Here is a 15,840-nt window from a genome sequence, read left to right on the forward strand (position 1 = left end):
CGGACGGAGTCCGGTGCAGCGTCCCGAAGCCTGTGAGGCCGGCTACGGCCGAACAGTGTCGAGGGCGCGTCAGGAGGATTCAGCTCAGAAGTCCATGTCACCGCCCGGCATGCCGCCCGGAGCGGCCGCAGCGGCCTTCTCCGGCTTGTCGGCGATGACGGCCTCGGTGGTGAGGAACAGCGCCGCGATGGAGGCGGCGTTCTGCAGCGCGGAGCGGGTGACCTTGGCCGGGTCGATGATGCCCTCGGCGATCATGTCCACGTACTCGCCGGTCGCGGCGTTCAGGCCGTGGCCGACGGCCAGGTTGCGGACCTTCTCCACGACGACGCCGCCCTCGAGACCACCGTTGACGGCGATCTGCTTCAGCGGGGCCTCCAGGGCCAGCTTGACGGCGTTGGCACCGGTGGCCTCGTCGCCCTCCAGGTCCAGCTTCTCGAAGACCGAGGAGGCCTGCAGCAGGGCCACGCCACCACCGGCGACGATGCCCTCCTCGACGGCGGCCTTCGCGTTGCGGACGGCGTCCTCGATGCGGTGCTTGCGCTCCTTGAGCTCCACCTCGGTGGCGGCACCGGCCTTGATGACGGCCACGCCGCCGGCCAGCTTCGCCAGGCGCTCCTGCAGCTTCTCGCGGTCGTAGTCGGAGTCGCTGTTCTCGATCTCGGCGCGGATCTGGTTGACGCGGCCCTGGACCTGGTCGCTGTCACCGGCACCGTCGACGATGGTCGTCTCGTCCTTGGTGATGACGACCTTGCGGGCGCGGCCGAGCAGGTCGAGACCGGCGTTCTCCAGCTTGAGGCCGACCTCCTCGGAGATGACCGTGCCACCGGTGAGGATGGCGATGTCGCCGAGCATGGCCTTGCGGCGGTCGCCGAAGCCCGGGGCCTTGACGGCGACGGACTTGAAGGTGCCGCGGATCTTGTTGACCACCAGGGTCGACAGGGCCTCGCCCTCGACGTCCTCGGCGATGATCAGCAGCGGCTTGCCCGACTGCATGACCTTCTCCAGCAGCGGGAGCAGGTCCTTGACCGAGGAGATCTTCGAGTTGACGATCAGGATGTACGGGTCCTCGAGGGAGGCCTCCATACGCTCCATGTCGGTGGCGAAGTACGCCGAGATGTAGCCCTTGTCGAAGCGCATGCCCTCGGTGAGCTCGAGCTCCAGACCGAAGGTCTGCGACTCCTCGACGGTGATGACGCCTTCCTTGCCGACCTTGTCCATGGCCTCGGCGATGAGCTCGCCGATCTGGGTGTCGGCGGCCGAGATGGAGGCGGTGGAGGCGATCTGCTCCTTGGTCTCCACCTCCTTGGCCTGGTCGAGCAGCGCACCGGAGACGGCCTCGACGGCCTTCTCGATGCCGCGCTTCAGGGCCATCGGGTTGGCACCGGCGGCCACGTTGCGCAGACCCTCGCGGACGAGCGCCTGGGCGAGGACGGTCGCGGTCGTCGTGCCGTCACCGGCGACGTCGTCCGTCTTCTTCGCGACCTCCTTGACCAGCTCGGCGCCGATCTTCTCGTACGGGTCCTCGAGCTCGATCTCCTTGGCGATGGAGACACCATCGTTGGTGATCGTGGGGGCGCCCCACTTCTTCTCGAGGACGACGTTGCGGCCCTTGGGGCCGAGGGTGACCTTGACGGCGTCGGCGAGCTGGTTCATCCCGCGCTCGAGACCGCGCCGTGCCTCCTCGTCGAACGCGATGATCTTGGCCATGTGAAGTGGTCCTCCCAGGACGGGGTGGATTGCTCCGGACCGCACAGGCGCCCGCGACGGACGGCCTGCGTGCCTCACGGTTCCTTGCCCCGCTTGGCCCGCGGACCTCACCGACGGTCCAAATCTGTCACTCTCACCCGGAGAGTGCTAGCCCAATGATTAGCACTCGACCCCCGAGAGTGCAAGGTCGCCCCGAAGGGGTGTCAGTGAGGGGTGGTGGTCGGGTGACGGGAGGGCGCAGGCGTGTATGACCGCTACCCACACGCACGAGCGCGCATGCACGAGGGGGCCCGCACTCCGGAGAGTGCGGACCCCCTCGGCAAGCCGATTGAGCCGGGTGACCGACGCGCGACCGTCAGGCCGTCACCTTGACCATGTCCGCCTGCGGACCCTTCTGGCCCTGCGAGATCTCGAACTCGACCCGCTGACCCTCCTCGAGGGTGCGGTAACCGTCCATCTGGATCGCGCTGTAGTGGACGAATACATCCGCACCACCGTCGACCGCGATGAAGCCGTACCCCTTCTCCGCGTTGAACCACTTGACGGTGCCCTGAGCCATGCCTAACTCCCCTATTACTGGCCCTTGCACAGGACCGCACTTCGCGGGCCCGGGTCAGACCTCACCCCCTGACAGGTGGGGGTGTGCGCCGGAACGCGTCGACCGCGGCTGAATGTATCTGCACGGATGCCGTCTGCAACAGGTCACTCGGACGAGAATTCCGGGCGTGGCCGATCGGAAATAACCGCTGAATCGCGGGGATTATCGGGCAAGCCGGGCCGGGCAAAACCCAACCAACCCGACAATTCGTGCACGCGTTTCGCGCACAACTTGACGGGTTCTCATATGCGTTCGGCAGTGACACCGGAGGGGGAACGCCTCAACTCTATCGCGCTTCAACAGACGGAATCGCCCCGTCCGTTTTACGGGCGGAGCGATTCCGGGGCATTGCGCAGCAACCCTGTGTAAAGGTCAGCCCCCCGCAACGGCGGGAATCACGGAGACGGCGGAGCCGTCCGGGGTGGGCGTTTCGAGCCCCTGCTCGAAGCGGACGTCGTCGTCGTTGACATAGACGTTGACGAACCGGCGCAGCCGGCCGCTGTCGTCGAGCACACGGGCGGCGATACCGGTGTGCCGCGCTTCGAGGTCGGCAATGACCTCGGCAAGGGTGGCCCCGGCGGCTTCCACTTCGGCCTGGCCGGAGGTGTAGGTGCGCAGGATGGTGGGGATGCGGACGGTGACGGACATGGGAGTACGCCTTTCTCGCTGGGGTTCGGGGTAATCGGGTGGGAGGGCGCCCCGTCAGAGGCCCGCAGCGCGGAACGCGTCCAGGCTCGGCCGGATCACGGCCGTCGGACCGGCCGCCACCGCATCCAGCGTCTTCAGCCCGTCCCCCGTGTTGAGGACGACCGTCGTGAGGTCGGGATCCAGCTGCCCGTTCTCGATCAGCTTCCGGGTCACCCCGACCGTCACCCCGCCCGCCGTCTCCGCGAAGATCCCCTCCGTCCGTGCCAACAGCCGGATCGCGTCGACCACTTCCCCGTCGGTCACGTCCTCGACGGCCCCGCCCGTCCGCCGGGCGATGTCCAGCACGTACGGCCCGTCCGCCGGGTTCCCGATCGCGAGCGACTTCGCGATCGTGTCCGGCTTCACCGGCCGCACCACGTCGTGGCCGCCCTTGAAGGCCTGCGAGACCGGTGAGCACCCGGCCGCCTGGGCGCCGAAGATCCGGTAGGGCCGGTCCTCGACGAGGCCCAGGGCGATGAGCTCCTTCAGCCCCTTGTCGATCTTCGTCAGCTGCGAGCCGGACGCGACCGGCACCACGATCTGGTCCGGCACCCGCCACCCCAGCTGCTCGCAGATCTCGTAGGCGAGGGTCTTCGAGCCCTCCCCGTAGTACGGGCGCAGGTTGACGTTGACGAAGCCCCAGCCCTCGCCGATCGGGTCGCCGATCAGCTCGGAGCAGAAGCGGTTCACGTCGTCGTAGGTGCCCTCGATGCCGACGAGGTCGCCGCCGTAGACCGCGGCCATGACGACCTTGCCGGCCTCCAGGTCGTGCGGGATGAACACGCAGGAGCGGAAGCCCGCGCGGGCCGCCGCGGCGCCCACCGCGCCGGCCAGGTTGCCGGTGGACGAGCACGAGAGCGTCGTGAAGCCGAACGCCCGCGCCGCCTCGACGGCGATCGCGACGACGCGGTCCTTGAAGGAGTGCGTCGGGTTGCCGGAGTCGTCCTTGACGAACAGGCCGCCGGTCACGCCCAGTTCGCGTGCGAGGTTGTCCGCCTGGACGAGCCGGGTGAAGCCGGGGCCCAGGTTCGGGCTGTCCGCCACGTCCTCGGGTACGGGAAGCAGCGGGGCGTAGCGCCAGATGTTCGGCGGGCCGGCCTCGATCCGGCGGCGCAGCGCCTCGGGGTCGTCGGCCGCGAGGTCGTAGGCCACTTCGAGCGGGCCGAAGCACACGGCACAGGCGAAGACGGGACCGAGCGGGACGCGCTCGCCGCACTCTCGGCAGGACAGTGCGACGGCGGGACCGAACACCGGACGGGTGGTAGCACTTTCAACGGCTTGCACAGCCATGGAGGCGAGGCCCTTTCTCCTCATCTTCCCCGCGGCGAACCTCGCCACGAGACGGAATTGGCACCTTCCCCGCCGGGAGCCTCGCTGCATGAGCAAGACCGGCTGGAGGGTTGCCGGGGCTTCAACGGGCCGTGTCCCTCTGCCCCTCTGGATGAGCGGTATGGCGCTGGGCATGGCCCAGGCATTTGTGCGCGGGGCGACCCCGACATGCGAGGGCCGTTCGCGTTGTTCAAGACTGTAACGGAAGGGGCGGGGCCGTGAGAGGGCCGTCCGAACCGCGAGATGCATCACATCTCGCGCACGACGCACCGGACACACAAGGAGTCGTACACGTGCTGGAAGAGGTGGAGCGCTGGCTGGACCGCCGCTCCTGGACCGCAGCAGACCGTCCGCTCGACCAGCTGCTCGCCGCCAAACGCGAGACCGGGACCACGGTCAGCGTGGTGCTGCCGGCGCTGAACGAGGAGGCGACGGTCGGCGCCATCGTCACCGCGATCCGTGCGGAGCTGATGACGGAGGCGGTGCCCCTGGTCGACGAGCTCGTGGTGCTCGACTCGGGCTCCACGGACCGCACCGGCGAGGTGGCGGCCGCGGCCGGGGCCCGGGTGGTGCACCGCGACACGGTGCTGCCGCGGCTGCCCGCGCTGCCCGGCAAGGGCGAGGTGCTGTGGCGGTCGCTGCTCGTCACCAGCGGCGACGTGGTCTGCTTCGTGGACGCCGACCTGCGGGACTTCTCCGCCTCGTTCGTGTCCGGGATCGTGGGCCCGCTGCTGACCGACCCGGACGTGCAGTTCGTCAAGGCGATGTACGACCGCCCGCTCGGCACTGAGTTTGATTCGCCCGCCCCCGGCGGGACGCCGGGCCTCGGCGGCCGGGTGACCGAGCTGGTGGCCCGCCCGCTGCTGAACCTGCACTGGCCGCAGCTGGCCGGGGTCGTCCAGCCCCTGGGCGGCGAGTACGCGGCGCGCCGCTCGCTGCTGGAGCGGCTGCCGTTCCCCGTCGGCTACGGCGTGGAGCTGGGCCTGCTGGTGGACGCGCTGCACACCGTGGGCCTGGACGCGCTGGCCCAGGTGGACGTGGGCGTACGCAAGCACCGCCACCAGGACGAGCAGGCCCTGGGCCGGATGGCCGCCGCGATCTACCGCACCGCCCAGCTGCGGCTGGCCCGCGGCCACCTGGTGCGGCCCGCGCTCACCCAGTTCGAGCGCACCGCGGACGGCTTCGTCCCCAGGACGTTCCCGGTGGACACGGAGGAGCGGCCTCCCATGGCGGAGATACCGGAGTACGTACGGCGGCGGGCCGCTTAGGGCGTACGTTTGAGCGGTTCGCCGGACGGCAAGGCTGCGGTCATGGTCGCTGAGCACATGCACTTGCACATGCCGCCCGCGCAGATCGTGGTCGCCTCCAACCGCGGCCCGGTCTCCTACGCGCTGCAGGCGGACGGCTCGCTGGCCGCGGGCCGGGGCGGCGGCGGCCTCGTCTCGGGCCTGAGCGCGATCGGGCAGCAGGGGGACGGCGACGGCGGGGCCGTCTGGGTGTGCGCGGCGCTCGGCGAGGGCGACCGGGAGGCGGTGCGCCGCGCGGGCCGAAGACTCGACCCGGGCGACACCGGGGGCCACCCGGTGCGGATGCTGGACATCCCGCCGGGCACCTTCGCCGCCGCGTACAACGGCGTGGCCAACTCGGTGCTGTGGTTCGTCCACCACCTGCTCTACCAGACGCCGCTGGAGCCCGTCTTCGACCTGGAGTTCCGCTCCCAGTGGGCGGCCTACGAGACGTACAACGCGGCCTTCGCCGACGCCCTCGCCGAGGAGGCGGCGGACGGCGCCTGCGTGCTCGTCCAGGACTACCACCTGACCCTGGTCCCCGGGATGCTCCGCGACCGGCGACCCGACCTGCGCATCGGCCACTTCTCGCACACGCCGTGGGCCCCGCCGGACTACTACCGGCTGCTGCCGGACGACGTGGCCGAGCAGGTCCTGCGCGGCATCCTCGGCGGCGACCGCGCCGCCTTCCTCACCGCCCGCTGGGCCGAGGCCTTCGCCGCGTGCTGCGCGGCCGTGCTCGGCGCGGAGGTGCTGAGATCGGCGGAGGGCACGGCCACGGCGGTGCGCTTCGAGGGCCGTACGACCCGGCTGGGGGTGCACGGCCTGGGCGCGGACGCGGACTTCCTGCGCGAGCGCGCGCACCGCCCGGACGTCGAGGAGCGGATGGCGGCCCTGCGCGAGCAGATCGGCCCCGGCCGCAAGACGATCGTGCGCGTCGACCGCACGGAGCTGTCCAAGAACATCGTCCGCGGCCTGCGCGCCTACCGCCGCCTGCTGGAGGAGCGCCCGCAGTGGCGCGGCCGGGTGGTCCACATCGCCTTCGCCTACCCCTCCCGCCAGGACCTGGCGGTCTACCGCGACTACACGGCCGAGGTCGAACGCGTCGCGCGCGAGATCAACTCGGCCTTCGGGAAGGAGGACTGGCAGCCGGTGGCCCTCCATGTGAAGGACGACTTCGCCCGGTCGCTGGCCGCGTACCGCCTGGCGGACGTGGCCCTGGTGAACCCCATCCGCGACGGCATGAACCTGGTCGCGAAGGAGGTCCCGGTGGTCTCCGAGCACGGCTGCGCCCTGGTCCTCTCCCGCGAGGCGGGCGCGGCGGCCGAGCTGGGCGACGAGGCGCTGCTGGTGAACCCGTACGACGTGGAGGCGACGGCGCGGGCCCTGCACGAGGCCCTGCTGATGGACACGGGCGAGCGCGCGGAACGCACGAAGCGCTTGGCAGCGGCGGCCACGGCGTTGCCGCCGGCACGGTGGTTCATGGACCAGTTGAGGGCGTTGCAAGCCCCGTAAGGGGCGCTGGGGGCACCTCCCAGCGGTAGCTGGGGGAGGAACTGCGCGAGCAACCACGACGCACCCGCACCCGAAGAACCACGCACGCCGGGGCACGCCCGCGCACCGCAACCCCCGGTGTGCCCCCCGCAGGGGCCAGGGTAGACATGCACCCATGTCAATCGCCCCACGCTGGGCCGCACTTGCCGCGGCCGCCGCAGCCCTGGTCCTCACGGCCACCGGCTGCTCGTCCTCCGACTCCAAGAAGTCCGACGCCAAGGGTTCGCCCTCCGCCCCGGCGGAATCCGGCAGCAGCGGCTCCGCAGCCCCCGGCTCCGCAGCCCCCGGAGGGACGGCCGCCATCCCCACCGGCGCCGGCCCCCAGACCTCGTACACCGTCCAGAAGCAGCCCGCCCCCGGCACCTGTCACTACCAGTACACCGCCGACAAGCAGCCGCTCCCCGACCCCAAGTGCACGCCGGGCGCGACCAATCCGAAGGTCACCCAGGCGACCCTCAAGGAGACGATCTGCAAGAGCGGTTACACCGCGACGATCCGGCCTCCGGTGAGCGTCACCGGCAAGGAGAAGACGGCCAACGCCGAGTCGTACGGCTACAAGGGCTCGCCGCGCGACTCCGAGTACGACCACCTCATCAGCCTCCAGCTCGGCGGCGACCCCAACGACCCGCGCAACCTGTGGGTCGAGCCGCCGTCCCCGGGACACAAGGACGGCGCGGGCCCGAACAACCCCAAGGACGTGGTCGAGACCAAGCTCAAGACCGCGATCTGCTCGGGCAAGACGGACCTGGTGAAGGCCCAGCAGGCCATAGCGCACGACTGGACGACGGCGCTGAACACCCTCGGCATCAAGGACGACGGCAAGTCGCCCGCGAAGGGCGCGAAGGAGACCAAGGACGCGGACGGCGGCGAGTAGCCGGTCAGGACCCCAGCCGCTCCGCGAGCGCCGTCAGCAGTTCCACGACCCCGCCGGGCCCGTCGACCACCAGGTCGGCGCGCCCGGCGAGTTCCGTGACCTCGCTGCTCCCGCTGCACACGAGCGTCCCCGGCACCCCTTCCGCCCGCAGCTTCTCGACGGCTGCGAAGGCGGCGAGGTCGCCGAGGTCGTCGCCGGCGTAGAGCACGGACCCGGCGCCCGTCTCGCGGACGTAGTCGGCGAGGGCGACGCCCTTGTCCACGCCGGGCGGGCGGAGTTCCAGCACCAGGCGGCCCGGTTCGACGATCAGGCCGTGCCGCTCGGCCAGTTCGGCGAGCGGGGCGCGCAGCGCCTCGAAGGCGGCCTGCGGGTCGGGGGCGCGGCGGGTGTGGACGGCGACGGCGCGGCCGCCCTTGTTCTCGATGTGCGCCGTCTCGATCCAGGTGCCCCGCCAGGCGCCGGAGCGGTCGAGCACCCCGGGGAGCTCGGCCTGGACGGCCGCGACGCCGGGGTGCGGGGCGGGGGCGTGCACGGTGCCGGTCACGGCGTCCCAGCGCTCGGCGCCGTAGTGGCCGAGGACGACGAGGTGGTCCAGGCCGGGGACGCCGGCGAAGCCGCCGTAGCGGACGGCGACCCCGGCCGGGCGCCCGGTGATCACGGCGACCGAGCCCAGGTGCGGGGCGAGCCGGGCGAGGGCCGGCACGGCCCCGGGGTGGGCGCGGGCCCGTTCGGGGTCCGGCACGATCGGTGCGAGCGTGCCGTCGAAGTCGAGCGCGACGACCGCCCGTTCGGGCCGTGCCAGCAGTGCGGCCAGGCCGTCGCGGCCGGCGGACGTCACAGGATCCGGGAAGGGATGGCTGCCCATACGGCCGACCCTACCGGTGCGCCCGCCTCCGGGGAGGGCCGTTGACGCGCCTCGTGCGCGCGGTTCAGCGCCGCTCGCGCCGGGCGTCCCGCAGCCGTCGCAGGCGGTTGACGGTCACCGGGTCGTGCGCGAGCGCCCGCGGATCGTCGATGAGGGCGTTGACCAGCTGGTAGTAGCGGGCCGGGGTGATCCCCAGCCGCTCCCGCACGGCACGCTCCTTGGCACCCGGGCCGGCCCAGGCGGCCCGCTCGATGGCGAGCACGGCCCGGTCCTGCTCGGAGAGCCCCTGCGCTTCGTCCACGGTCTCCAACCTAGCCGTCCTAGCCGTCCGCGTTCTCCGTGGCGTCCGCCAGACGCTGGATCTCGGACAGGACCGAGGCCGGGTCGCCGCCCTTGCGGACGACCGCGCCGATCTTCTCCTTGATCGCCACGCTCACCTTGGCCCAGGAGACCTTGTCGGCGGGGTAGAACGAGGCGTCCTGGAGCTGCTCCAGGAACGGCCAGAGCTCGCCGTGCGCACGGTCCTCGTGCATCGCGTTGGACGCGGCGGTGGTCACCGGCAGCAGGTTGTACTGGCCGGTGAAGGACAGCACGTTGTCGCGTGCGTAGACGAAGTCGAGGAAGGGACCGATGCGGTCACGGTTGTTGTTCGCCTTGAACGCCATCATCCAGTCGGCGACGCCCATGGTGGAGCGGGCCTTGCCCTTGATGCCCGGCAGCGGCGTCATGTCGAAGTCGAGGCCCTTGGCCTTGGCCTGCTGGATCAGCGTGGGGTGGCCGTTGAGCATGCCGACGTCGCCGGCCCCGAAGGCGTCGAAGAGGTCCTGCCGGTTGGTGCGCCCGGGGTCGTTCGGACCGACGAGGTCCTTGCCGACGAGCTCGTCGCGCAGCCACTCGAAGGCCTTGACGTTCTCGGCGGAGTCGATCGTGTAGGAACCGTTCTTGTCGGTGTAACCGCCGCCGCCCGCGAGCATCCACATCATGGTCTCGGCCGGGGCCTCCTCGGGGCCGAGGGGCAGACCGTAAGGGATCTTCACGCCCGCGGCCTTGAGCTTGATCGCAGCGGCCTGCAGCTCGTCCCAGCTCTCGGGGGCCTTGGTGACACCGGCCTTGGCGAAGAGCTTCTTGTTGAAGAAGAGCAGGCGCGAACTGGCGACGAACGGCAGTCCGTACTGCACCCGGTGCACCTCGCCCGCGGCGGAGATCGAGGAGATGAAGTCCGCCTGCGTGGGTATGGAGAGCAGCTGGTCGGCCGGGTAGAGCTTGCCCGCGGCGGCGAAGTCGGCGTAGGCGCCGATCTGCGCGATGTCGGGCGCCTTGCCGGCCGCGACCATGTCGGCGACCTTCTTGTCGACCTCGGTCCAGCTGTAGACCTCGACGTCGATCTTGATGCCCTTGTTCTTCGACTCGTAGTCGCGAGCGAGGGAATCCCAGTACTTCTTGGAGCTGTTGTCCTTTTTGTCGCCGTAGTCCGCTGCGACGAGCTTGAGGTGTTTGTCCCCGCCGGGGCCCGAGCTGCCGCACGCCGTCAGCGTGGGCGCCAGCGCCGCTGTGGCGGCACCCGCCGCCGTCAGACCCAAGAACCGCCGCCGCTGCACTACTGCTTCCCACCTTTGTGTGGATGGTGTGTGTTCGATGGAGACCGCGAGTCTCTCCCGCTCGCCACCTTACGGTCTAGCTCGACGGGGTCTCGCTTCGGTATCGCCCTTCCGCGAGGATCGCATCCTGATCAACCCCGCGATCACACCCCGCAAGGAGGAGCAGCACATGGCGCCGTCCTCTTCTACTCCCGCCTCCCGTACGGCCGTTGAGCTGGCAACACAGCCGGACTGCTGGCGCAGGGCCGCGGCACGGCCCGCCTTTTCGCCGGCTCCCGGCGAACGGATCGCCGTGACCGGATGCGGCACTTCGTGGTTCATGGCACAGGCGTACGCGGCTCTGCGGGAGTCCTCCGGACAGGGCGAGACGGATGCGTTCGCGTCGTCGGAGTTCCCGGCCGGGCGACGGTACGACCGTCTTGTCGGAATCACCCGTTCCGGGACGACGACGGAAGTGCTGCGCGCACTGGACGCGGTACGCGGCCGGATACCCACGGTGGCGATCACGGCGGACGCGGCGACGCCGGTGCGCGACGCCGCGGACGAGGTCGTGGTCCTGGACTGGGCGGACGAGCAGTCCGTCGTCCAGACCCGCTTCGCGACGACGGCCCTGGCGTATCTGCGCGCGGGTCTCGGGGAGGACATGACCGCCGCCGCGGCCGACGCGGAGACGGCGGTGGCCTCGGCGTTGCCCGCGGCGGCCCTGGAGGCCGAGCAGTGGACGTTCCTGGGAACGGGCTGGACGTACGGCCTGGCGCAGGAGGCGGCGCTGAAGATGCGGGAGGCGGCGGGGGCGTGGACGGAGGCGTACCCGGCGATGGAGTACCGCCACGGACCGATCGCCGTCGCCCGGCCGGGACGGGTGGTGTGGGCGTTCGGACCGCTGCCGGCCGGTCTGGCGGAGGACGTCACGGCAACCGGGGCCACGCTGGTCACCGCCGGGGGCGGTGACCCGATGGCGGACCTGGTCCGCGTCCACCGGCTCGCGGTGGCGGTGGCGGAGCGGCGCGGCTTGTCGCCGGACGCGCCGCGGAACCTGACGCGGAGCGTGATCCTGGCGCCGTGAGCCAGGGCGCCCCGTCAGGGGCGCGGGGAACTGCGCGAGCAACCACTACGCGCCCGCAGTCGACGTCCCCGGGGCTGCGCCCCGGACCCCCAGGGGTGGTGCGTCGACTGCAGGTCGGTGGGGGCTGGTCGCGCAGTTCCCCGCGCCCCTTACGGGGCGCACCGGCACCGGCCTGGCGCCGGGCAAACGGGCGGGTGGGCGGGCACAAACCGTGCCGCCACGACCGAGTGGACTAGACCTTTCACCCCCCGCCGCGCGAAACTGTCCCCGTGAAACACGTCATCGCGCTCGACGTGGGCGGCACCGCCATCAAGGCGGCCCTCGTCGGAGCGGACCACGCCCTGCTGCACGAGACCCGGCGGCCCACCGGCCGCGACCAGGGGCCCGACGCAGTCGTGACCGGCATCCTCGACCTCGCGGCAGAGCTCCGCGACCTCGGCGAGCGCCGCTACGGCAAGCCGGCGGCAGCGACCGGCATAGCGGTGCCCGGCATCGTCGACACCGCCACCGGCACTGCGGTGTACGCCGCCAACCTCGGCTGGCGCGACGTCCCGCTGCGCACCCTCCTCGCCGACCGCGTCGGCGGCCCGGTGGCCCTGGGGCACGACGTGCGCACCGGAGGCCTCGCCGAGGGCCGCATCGGCGCCGGCCGCGGCACCGACCGCTTCCTGTTCGTCCCGCTCGGCACCGGCATCGCCGGAGCCATCGGCATCGACGGCCGCGTCGAGGAGGGCGCCAACGGCTGCGCGGGCGAGATCGGCCACGTCGCCGTCCGCCCCGGCCCCGGCGGCGAGCCGTGCGGCTGCGGCGCGCGCGGCTGCCTGGAGACCGTCGCCTCGGCGAGCGCCGTCAGCCGCGCCTGGGCCCGCGTCGGCGGCGACCCACAGGCCGACGCCGCGGACTGCGCGAAGGCCGTCGCCGCGGGCGACCCCCGCGCGGCGGCGGTCTGGGCCGAGGCCGTGAACGCCCTCGCGGACGGCCTCGTCATGGCCGTCACCCTGCTGGACCCCGGCACCCTGATCATCGGCGGCGGGCTGGCCGAGGCCGGGGAGACGCTGTTCGCACCCCTGCGTGCGGCGGTCGCGGAGCGCCTCACGTTCCAGAAGCTCCCCCGCATCGTTCCGGCGGCCCTCGGGGACACCGCCGGCTGCCTGGGCGCGGGCCTGCTCGCCTGGGACCTCATCACTCAGCACGCCATGGACGCCACGGAGGTATCCGCCTGATGGCCGAACGCACAGTTCTCACAGGAGCCAGGCTGGTCCTGCCCACGGGCGTGGCGGAGCAGACGGCCCTCGCGGTCGAGGGCGACCGCATCGCGGAGATCGCCCCGCGGGCCACGGGCGACCGGACCCTCGACCTGTCCGGGCACTGGATCGTCCCCGGCTTCGTGGACCTCCACGTCCACGGCGGCGGCGGCGCGTCCTTCTCCGCGGGCAGCGCCGAGGAGGCGCTCACCGCGATCCGCACGCACCGCGCGCACGGCACGACCACGATGGTCGCGTCGACCGTGACCGGCGACCTGGACGACCTGGCCCGGCAGGCCGCGGTCCTCTCCGAGCTCACCGAGCAGGGCGACCTGGCGGGCATCCACTTCGAGGGCCCGTTCATCTCCCCGCACCGCTGCGGCGCGCACCAGCCGGAGCTGCTGCGCGATCCCGACCCGACGGACGTGCGCAAGCTCGTCGACGCGGCGCGCGGCGCGGCCCGGATGATGACGCTCGCGCCCGAACTGCCGGGCGGCCTGGACTCCGTCCGGCTGCTCGCCGACCAGGGCGTGATCGCGGCCGTCGGCCACACGGACTCCACGTACGAGGCGACGCTGGAGGCGATCGACGCGGGCGCGACCGTCGCCACGCACCTCTTCAACGCGATGCCCTCGCTGCTGCACCGAGCGCCCGGCCCGATCGCCGCGCTGCTGGAGGACGAGCGGGTCACCGTCGAGCTGATCAACGACGGTACGCACCTGCATCCGTCCGTCCTGGAGCTGGCGTTCGCCCGGGCGGGCGCGGAGCGGGTCGCGTTCATCACGGACGCGATGGGCGCGGCGGGCATGAACGACGGCATGTACCCGCTCGGCCCGATGCGCGTCGAGGTCAAGGACGGCGTGGCCCGGATCGCCGACGGCCCGACGGCGGGCTCGATCGCGGGCTCGACGCTGACGCTGGACACCGCGTTCCGGCGCGCGGTGACGATCGACCGGCTCCCGGTCGAGGCCGCGGTGCAGGCCCTGTCGGCAAACCCCGCCCGTCTGCTGGGCGTTGCCGACCGGGTCGGCTCGCTGGAGCCGGGCAAGGACGCGGACCTGGTCGTGTTCGACGATGCGTACGAGCTCGTGGGCGTGATGCGCAAGGGCACTTGGGTGGTCACTCCCGAAGTGCGCTGATTGTCACCCCACTTCGACAGCGGCGACGGGCCCGGGGGACTGGGCCTGCCGCCGCTGTTTTGGCATGATCGCTCGCGCGATGTCGCACTGTTGCGAGAGAGAGGCGCCGATGATCCTCACGGTCACGCTCAACGCCGCGCTCGACCTGACCTACCGGGTCCCGCGCCTGCTCCCGCACACCGAACACCGCGTCACCCGGGCCGTCGAACGGCCCGGCGGCAAGGGCCTGAACGTCGCGCGCGTGCTGGCCGCGCTCGGCCACGACACGGTGGCGACCGGCTTCGTGGGCGGCGCGACGGGCGAGACCCTGCAGCGCCTCCTCGCGGAGAGCGCGCCCGGCGTGACCGACGCCCTCGCCTCCATATCCGGGACGACCCGGCGCACGGTCGCCGTCGTCGACGAGTCGACCGGCGACACGACACAGCTCAACGAGGCGGGCCCGCAGGTCACTCAGGAGGAGTGGGCCGCGTTCGAGGAGCGCTACGTACGCCTGCTGGCCGATGCGGAGGCGGTCGCGCTGTGCGGCAGCCTGCCGCCCGGAGTGCCGGTGGGGGCGTACGCGCACCTGGTGCGGCAGGCGCGGGCGCACCAGGTGCCGGTGGTGCTGGACACCAGCGGCGAACCGCTCCGCCGCGGCATCGCCGCCCGCCCCGACGTGGTCAAGCCGAACGCGGCCGAACTGGCCGCGCTGACCGGCTCGACGGCCCCCCTGGAGGCGGCCCGCGACGCCCGCCGCCGCGGCGCCCACGCGGTGGCCGCTTCGCTGGGGTCCGACGGCATGGTGGCCGTCACCCCCGACGGCACGTGGCGCGCGACCCCGCCGCGCCCCGTCCGCGGCAACCCGACGGGCGCGGGCGACGCGACGGTCGCCGGGCTCCTCTCGGCCTGGCACCTCCCCTGGCCGGACCGCCTGGCGAGGGCGGTGGCGCTGTCGGCGGCGACGGTCGGCGCCCCGGTGGCGGGCGAGTTCGACGCGACGCTGTACGAGGAGCTGCTGCCGAAGGTCAGGGTCACAGTGGCGTGACCAGAACGGAAAGGGAACCGAATGCCCCTCATCCGCACCGCAGACCTCATGACCGCAGGCGGAGCCGTAACGGCCTTCAACGTCATCACGGTGGAACACGCCGAGGCCATCGCGGCGGGAGCCGAGGCGGCGGGCGCCCCCGCCATCCTCCAGATCTCCGAGAACGCCGTGAAGTACCACGGCAACCGGCTGGCCCCCATCGCCGCCGCCACCGCGGCGGTGGCCCGCGCGTCGACCGCGCGCCTCGCCCTGCACCTCGACCACGTCGAGAGCACGGACCTCCTCCACGCCGCCCACACGCACGACTTCAGCTCGGTCATGTTCGACGCGTCGAATCTCCCGTACACCGACAACGTCAAGTCAACGGCCGCCGCGGCCCGTTGGGCCCACGACCGCGACCTCTGGCTGGAGGCCGAACTGGGCCGCATCGGCGGCAAGGCGGGCGACGCCCACACCCCCGGCGTCCGCACGGATCCCGCCGAGGCGGCGGCCTACGCGACGGAGACGGGCATCGACGCCCTGGCGGTAGCGGTAGGCAGCACCCACGCCATGACGACCCGCACGGCCACCCTCGACCACACCCTGATCACGGCACTCCGCGAGGCGGTCCCGGTCCCCCTGGTCCTCCACGGCTCGTCGGGCGTCCCGGACGAGGAACTCCGCCGCGCGGTCACCGCAGGCATCACAAAGATCAACGTGGGCACGGCCCTCAACACGGCCTTCACGGGGGCGGTCCGCGCCTTCCTGGAGACCCACCCGTCGACGGCCGACCCGCGCAGGTACCTCGCACCGGCGCGGGAAGCCATGGCGGAAACGGTGGCGAACTACGTACGGGCGGTCAGCTCGGCGAAGCGCAGTGTGTGATCGCG

15 protein-coding genes and 1 riboswitch are annotated in these 15,840 nt (G+C 72.1%); of the genes, 8 read left to right on the forward strand and 7 right to left on the reverse strand.

Annotation, left to right across the window (positions count from 1 at the left end; genetic code table 11):
* Positions 1–84 precede the first annotated feature (84 nt).
* From groL to thrC, 4 genes are all read right to left on the reverse strand, one after another.
* Positions 85–1,707 (reverse strand): chaperonin GroEL, encoded by a 1,623-nt coding sequence (groL, locus tag ACMATS_RS15950; protein ID WP_171079049.1) that lies wholly within the window; start codon positions 1,705–1,707, stop codon positions 85–87.
* Positions 1,708–2,062: 355 nt separating this feature from the next.
* On the reverse strand, positions 2,063–2,266 hold the full coding sequence (locus ACMATS_RS15955) for a cold-shock protein (protein ID WP_004954158.1): 204 nt from the start codon (positions 2,264–2,266) through the stop codon (positions 2,063–2,065).
* Between the two features lie 411 nt (positions 2,267–2,677).
* Positions 2,678–2,953, reverse strand: a complete 276-nt coding sequence (locus tag ACMATS_RS15960; RefSeq protein ID WP_390780378.1) for a MoaD/ThiS family protein — start codon at positions 2,951–2,953, stop codon at positions 2,678–2,680.
* Positions 2,954–3,007: 54 nt separating this feature from the next.
* Complete coding sequence (thrC, locus tag ACMATS_RS15965) at positions 3,008–4,282, reverse strand: threonine synthase (RefSeq protein ID WP_390780377.1); 1,275 nt, start codon at positions 4,280–4,282, stop codon at positions 3,008–3,010.
* Between the two features lie 17 nt (positions 4,283–4,299).
* A riboswitch (SAM riboswitch) is annotated at positions 4,300–4,440 on the reverse strand.
* A 174-nt stretch (positions 4,441–4,614) separates the two neighbouring features.
* Here thrC and ACMATS_RS15970 point away from each other — a divergent pair.
* From ACMATS_RS15970 to ACMATS_RS15980, 3 genes are all read left to right on the forward strand, one after another.
* Positions 4,615–5,589 (forward strand): glucosyl-3-phosphoglycerate synthase, encoded by a 975-nt coding sequence (locus ACMATS_RS15970; protein WP_390780376.1) that lies wholly within the window; start codon positions 4,615–4,617, stop codon positions 5,587–5,589.
* A gap of 42 nt (positions 5,590–5,631) precedes the next feature.
* On the forward strand, positions 5,632–7,122 hold the full coding sequence (locus ACMATS_RS15975) for an alpha,alpha-trehalose-phosphate synthase (UDP-forming) (protein ID WP_390780375.1): 1,491 nt from the start codon (positions 5,632–5,634) through the stop codon (positions 7,120–7,122).
* A gap of 154 nt (positions 7,123–7,276) precedes the next feature.
* Positions 7,277–8,035: a hypothetical protein gene (locus tag ACMATS_RS15980; RefSeq protein ID WP_390780374.1), complete on the forward strand. Its 759-nt coding sequence runs from the start codon at positions 7,277–7,279 to the stop codon at positions 8,033–8,035.
* A 4-nt stretch (positions 8,036–8,039) separates the two neighbouring features.
* On the opposite strand, the gene otsB is transcribed toward ACMATS_RS15980, so the two are convergent.
* The 3 genes from otsB to ACMATS_RS15995 all read right to left on the reverse strand — a co-directional run bounded on the left by otsB (position 8,040) and on the right by ACMATS_RS15995 (position 10,498).
* Positions 8,040–8,900, reverse strand: coding sequence for a trehalose-phosphatase (otsB, locus tag ACMATS_RS15985; protein WP_414168251.1), 861 nt, complete (start codon positions 8,898–8,900; stop codon positions 8,040–8,042).
* Positions 8,901–8,964: 64 nt separating this feature from the next.
* The gene (locus ACMATS_RS15990; protein WP_336416044.1) at positions 8,965–9,201 is read right to left on the reverse strand and encodes a DUF3263 domain-containing protein; all 237 of its coding nucleotides are present in this window, start codon (positions 9,199–9,201) and stop codon (positions 8,965–8,967) included.
* 19 nt (positions 9,202–9,220) lie between these two features.
* Entirely contained in the window at positions 9,221–10,498 is a 1,278-nt protein-coding gene (locus tag ACMATS_RS15995) for an extracellular solute-binding protein (RefSeq protein WP_390780372.1), read from the reverse strand.
* A gap of 169 nt (positions 10,499–10,667) precedes the next feature.
* On the opposite strand from ACMATS_RS15995, the gene ACMATS_RS16000 reads away from it, so the two are divergent.
* The 5 genes from ACMATS_RS16000 to ACMATS_RS16020 all read left to right on the forward strand — a co-directional run bounded on the left by ACMATS_RS16000 (position 10,668) and on the right by ACMATS_RS16020 (position 15,835).
* On the forward strand, positions 10,668–11,564 hold the full coding sequence (locus ACMATS_RS16000) for an SIS domain-containing protein (RefSeq protein ID WP_414168252.1): 897 nt from the start codon (positions 10,668–10,670) through the stop codon (positions 11,562–11,564).
* A 269-nt stretch (positions 11,565–11,833) separates the two neighbouring features.
* Positions 11,834–12,787, forward strand: coding sequence for an ROK family protein (locus ACMATS_RS16005; RefSeq protein ID WP_414168253.1), 954 nt, complete (start codon positions 11,834–11,836; stop codon positions 12,785–12,787).
* Positions 12,787–13,947 (forward strand): N-acetylglucosamine-6-phosphate deacetylase, encoded by a 1,161-nt coding sequence (gene nagA, locus ACMATS_RS16010; protein ID WP_414168254.1) that lies wholly within the window; start codon positions 12,787–12,789, stop codon positions 13,945–13,947. Before ACMATS_RS16005 ends, nagA begins: the two co-directional genes overlap by 1 nt.
* 109 nt (positions 13,948–14,056) lie before the next feature.
* On the forward strand, positions 14,057–14,971 hold the full coding sequence (locus ACMATS_RS16015; protein ID WP_414168255.1) for a 1-phosphofructokinase family hexose kinase: 915 nt from the start codon (positions 14,057–14,059) through the stop codon (positions 14,969–14,971).
* 21 nt (positions 14,972–14,992) lie between these two features.
* Positions 14,993–15,835, forward strand: coding sequence for a class II fructose-bisphosphate aldolase (locus tag ACMATS_RS16020; RefSeq protein ID WP_414168256.1), 843 nt, complete (start codon positions 14,993–14,995; stop codon positions 15,833–15,835).
* The last annotated feature ends 5 nt before the right edge of the window (positions 15,836–15,840 follow it).

The organism is Streptoverticillium reticulum, from assembly GCF_047456005.1.
Lineage (GTDB): Bacteria > Actinomycetota > Actinomycetes > Streptomycetales > Streptomycetaceae > Streptomyces > Streptomyces reticulum.

What these genes read in the sequence shown, in the direction of transcription:
- groL (WP_171079049.1), bottom strand. Translation starts at nt 1,707, where the DNA reads ATGGCCAAGATCATCGCGTTCGACGAGGAGGCACGGCGCGGTCTCGAG.
- ACMATS_RS15955 (WP_004954158.1), bottom strand. Translation starts at nt 2,266, where the DNA reads ATGGCTCAGGGCACCGTCAAGTGGTTCAACGCGGAGAAGGGGTACGGC.
- ACMATS_RS15960 (WP_390780378.1), bottom strand. Translation starts at nt 2,953, where the DNA reads ATGTCCGTCACCGTCCGCATCCCCACCATCCTGCGCACCTACACCTCC.
- thrC (WP_390780377.1), bottom strand. Translation starts at nt 4,282, where the DNA reads ATGGCTGTGCAAGCCGTTGAAAGTGCTACCACCCGTCCGGTGTTCGGT.
- ACMATS_RS15975 (WP_390780375.1), top strand. Translation starts at nt 5,632, where the DNA reads ATGGTCGCTGAGCACATGCACTTGCACATGCCGCCCGCGCAGATCGTG.
- ACMATS_RS15980 (WP_390780374.1), top strand. Translation starts at nt 7,277, where the DNA reads ATGTCAATCGCCCCACGCTGGGCCGCACTTGCCGCGGCCGCCGCAGCC.
- otsB (WP_414168251.1), bottom strand. Translation starts at nt 8,900, where the DNA reads ATGGGCAGCCATCCCTTCCCGGATCCTGTGACGTCCGCCGGCCGCGAC.
- ACMATS_RS16000 (WP_414168252.1), top strand. Translation starts at nt 10,668, where the DNA reads ATGGCGCCGTCCTCTTCTACTCCCGCCTCCCGTACGGCCGTTGAGCTG.
- nagA (WP_414168254.1), top strand. Translation starts at nt 12,787, where the DNA reads ATGGCCGAACGCACAGTTCTCACAGGAGCCAGGCTGGTCCTGCCCACG.
- ACMATS_RS16015 (WP_414168255.1), top strand. Translation starts at nt 14,057, where the DNA reads ATGATCCTCACGGTCACGCTCAACGCCGCGCTCGACCTGACCTACCGG.
- ACMATS_RS16020 (WP_414168256.1), top strand. Translation starts at nt 14,993, where the DNA reads ATGCCCCTCATCCGCACCGCAGACCTCATGACCGCAGGCGGAGCCGTA.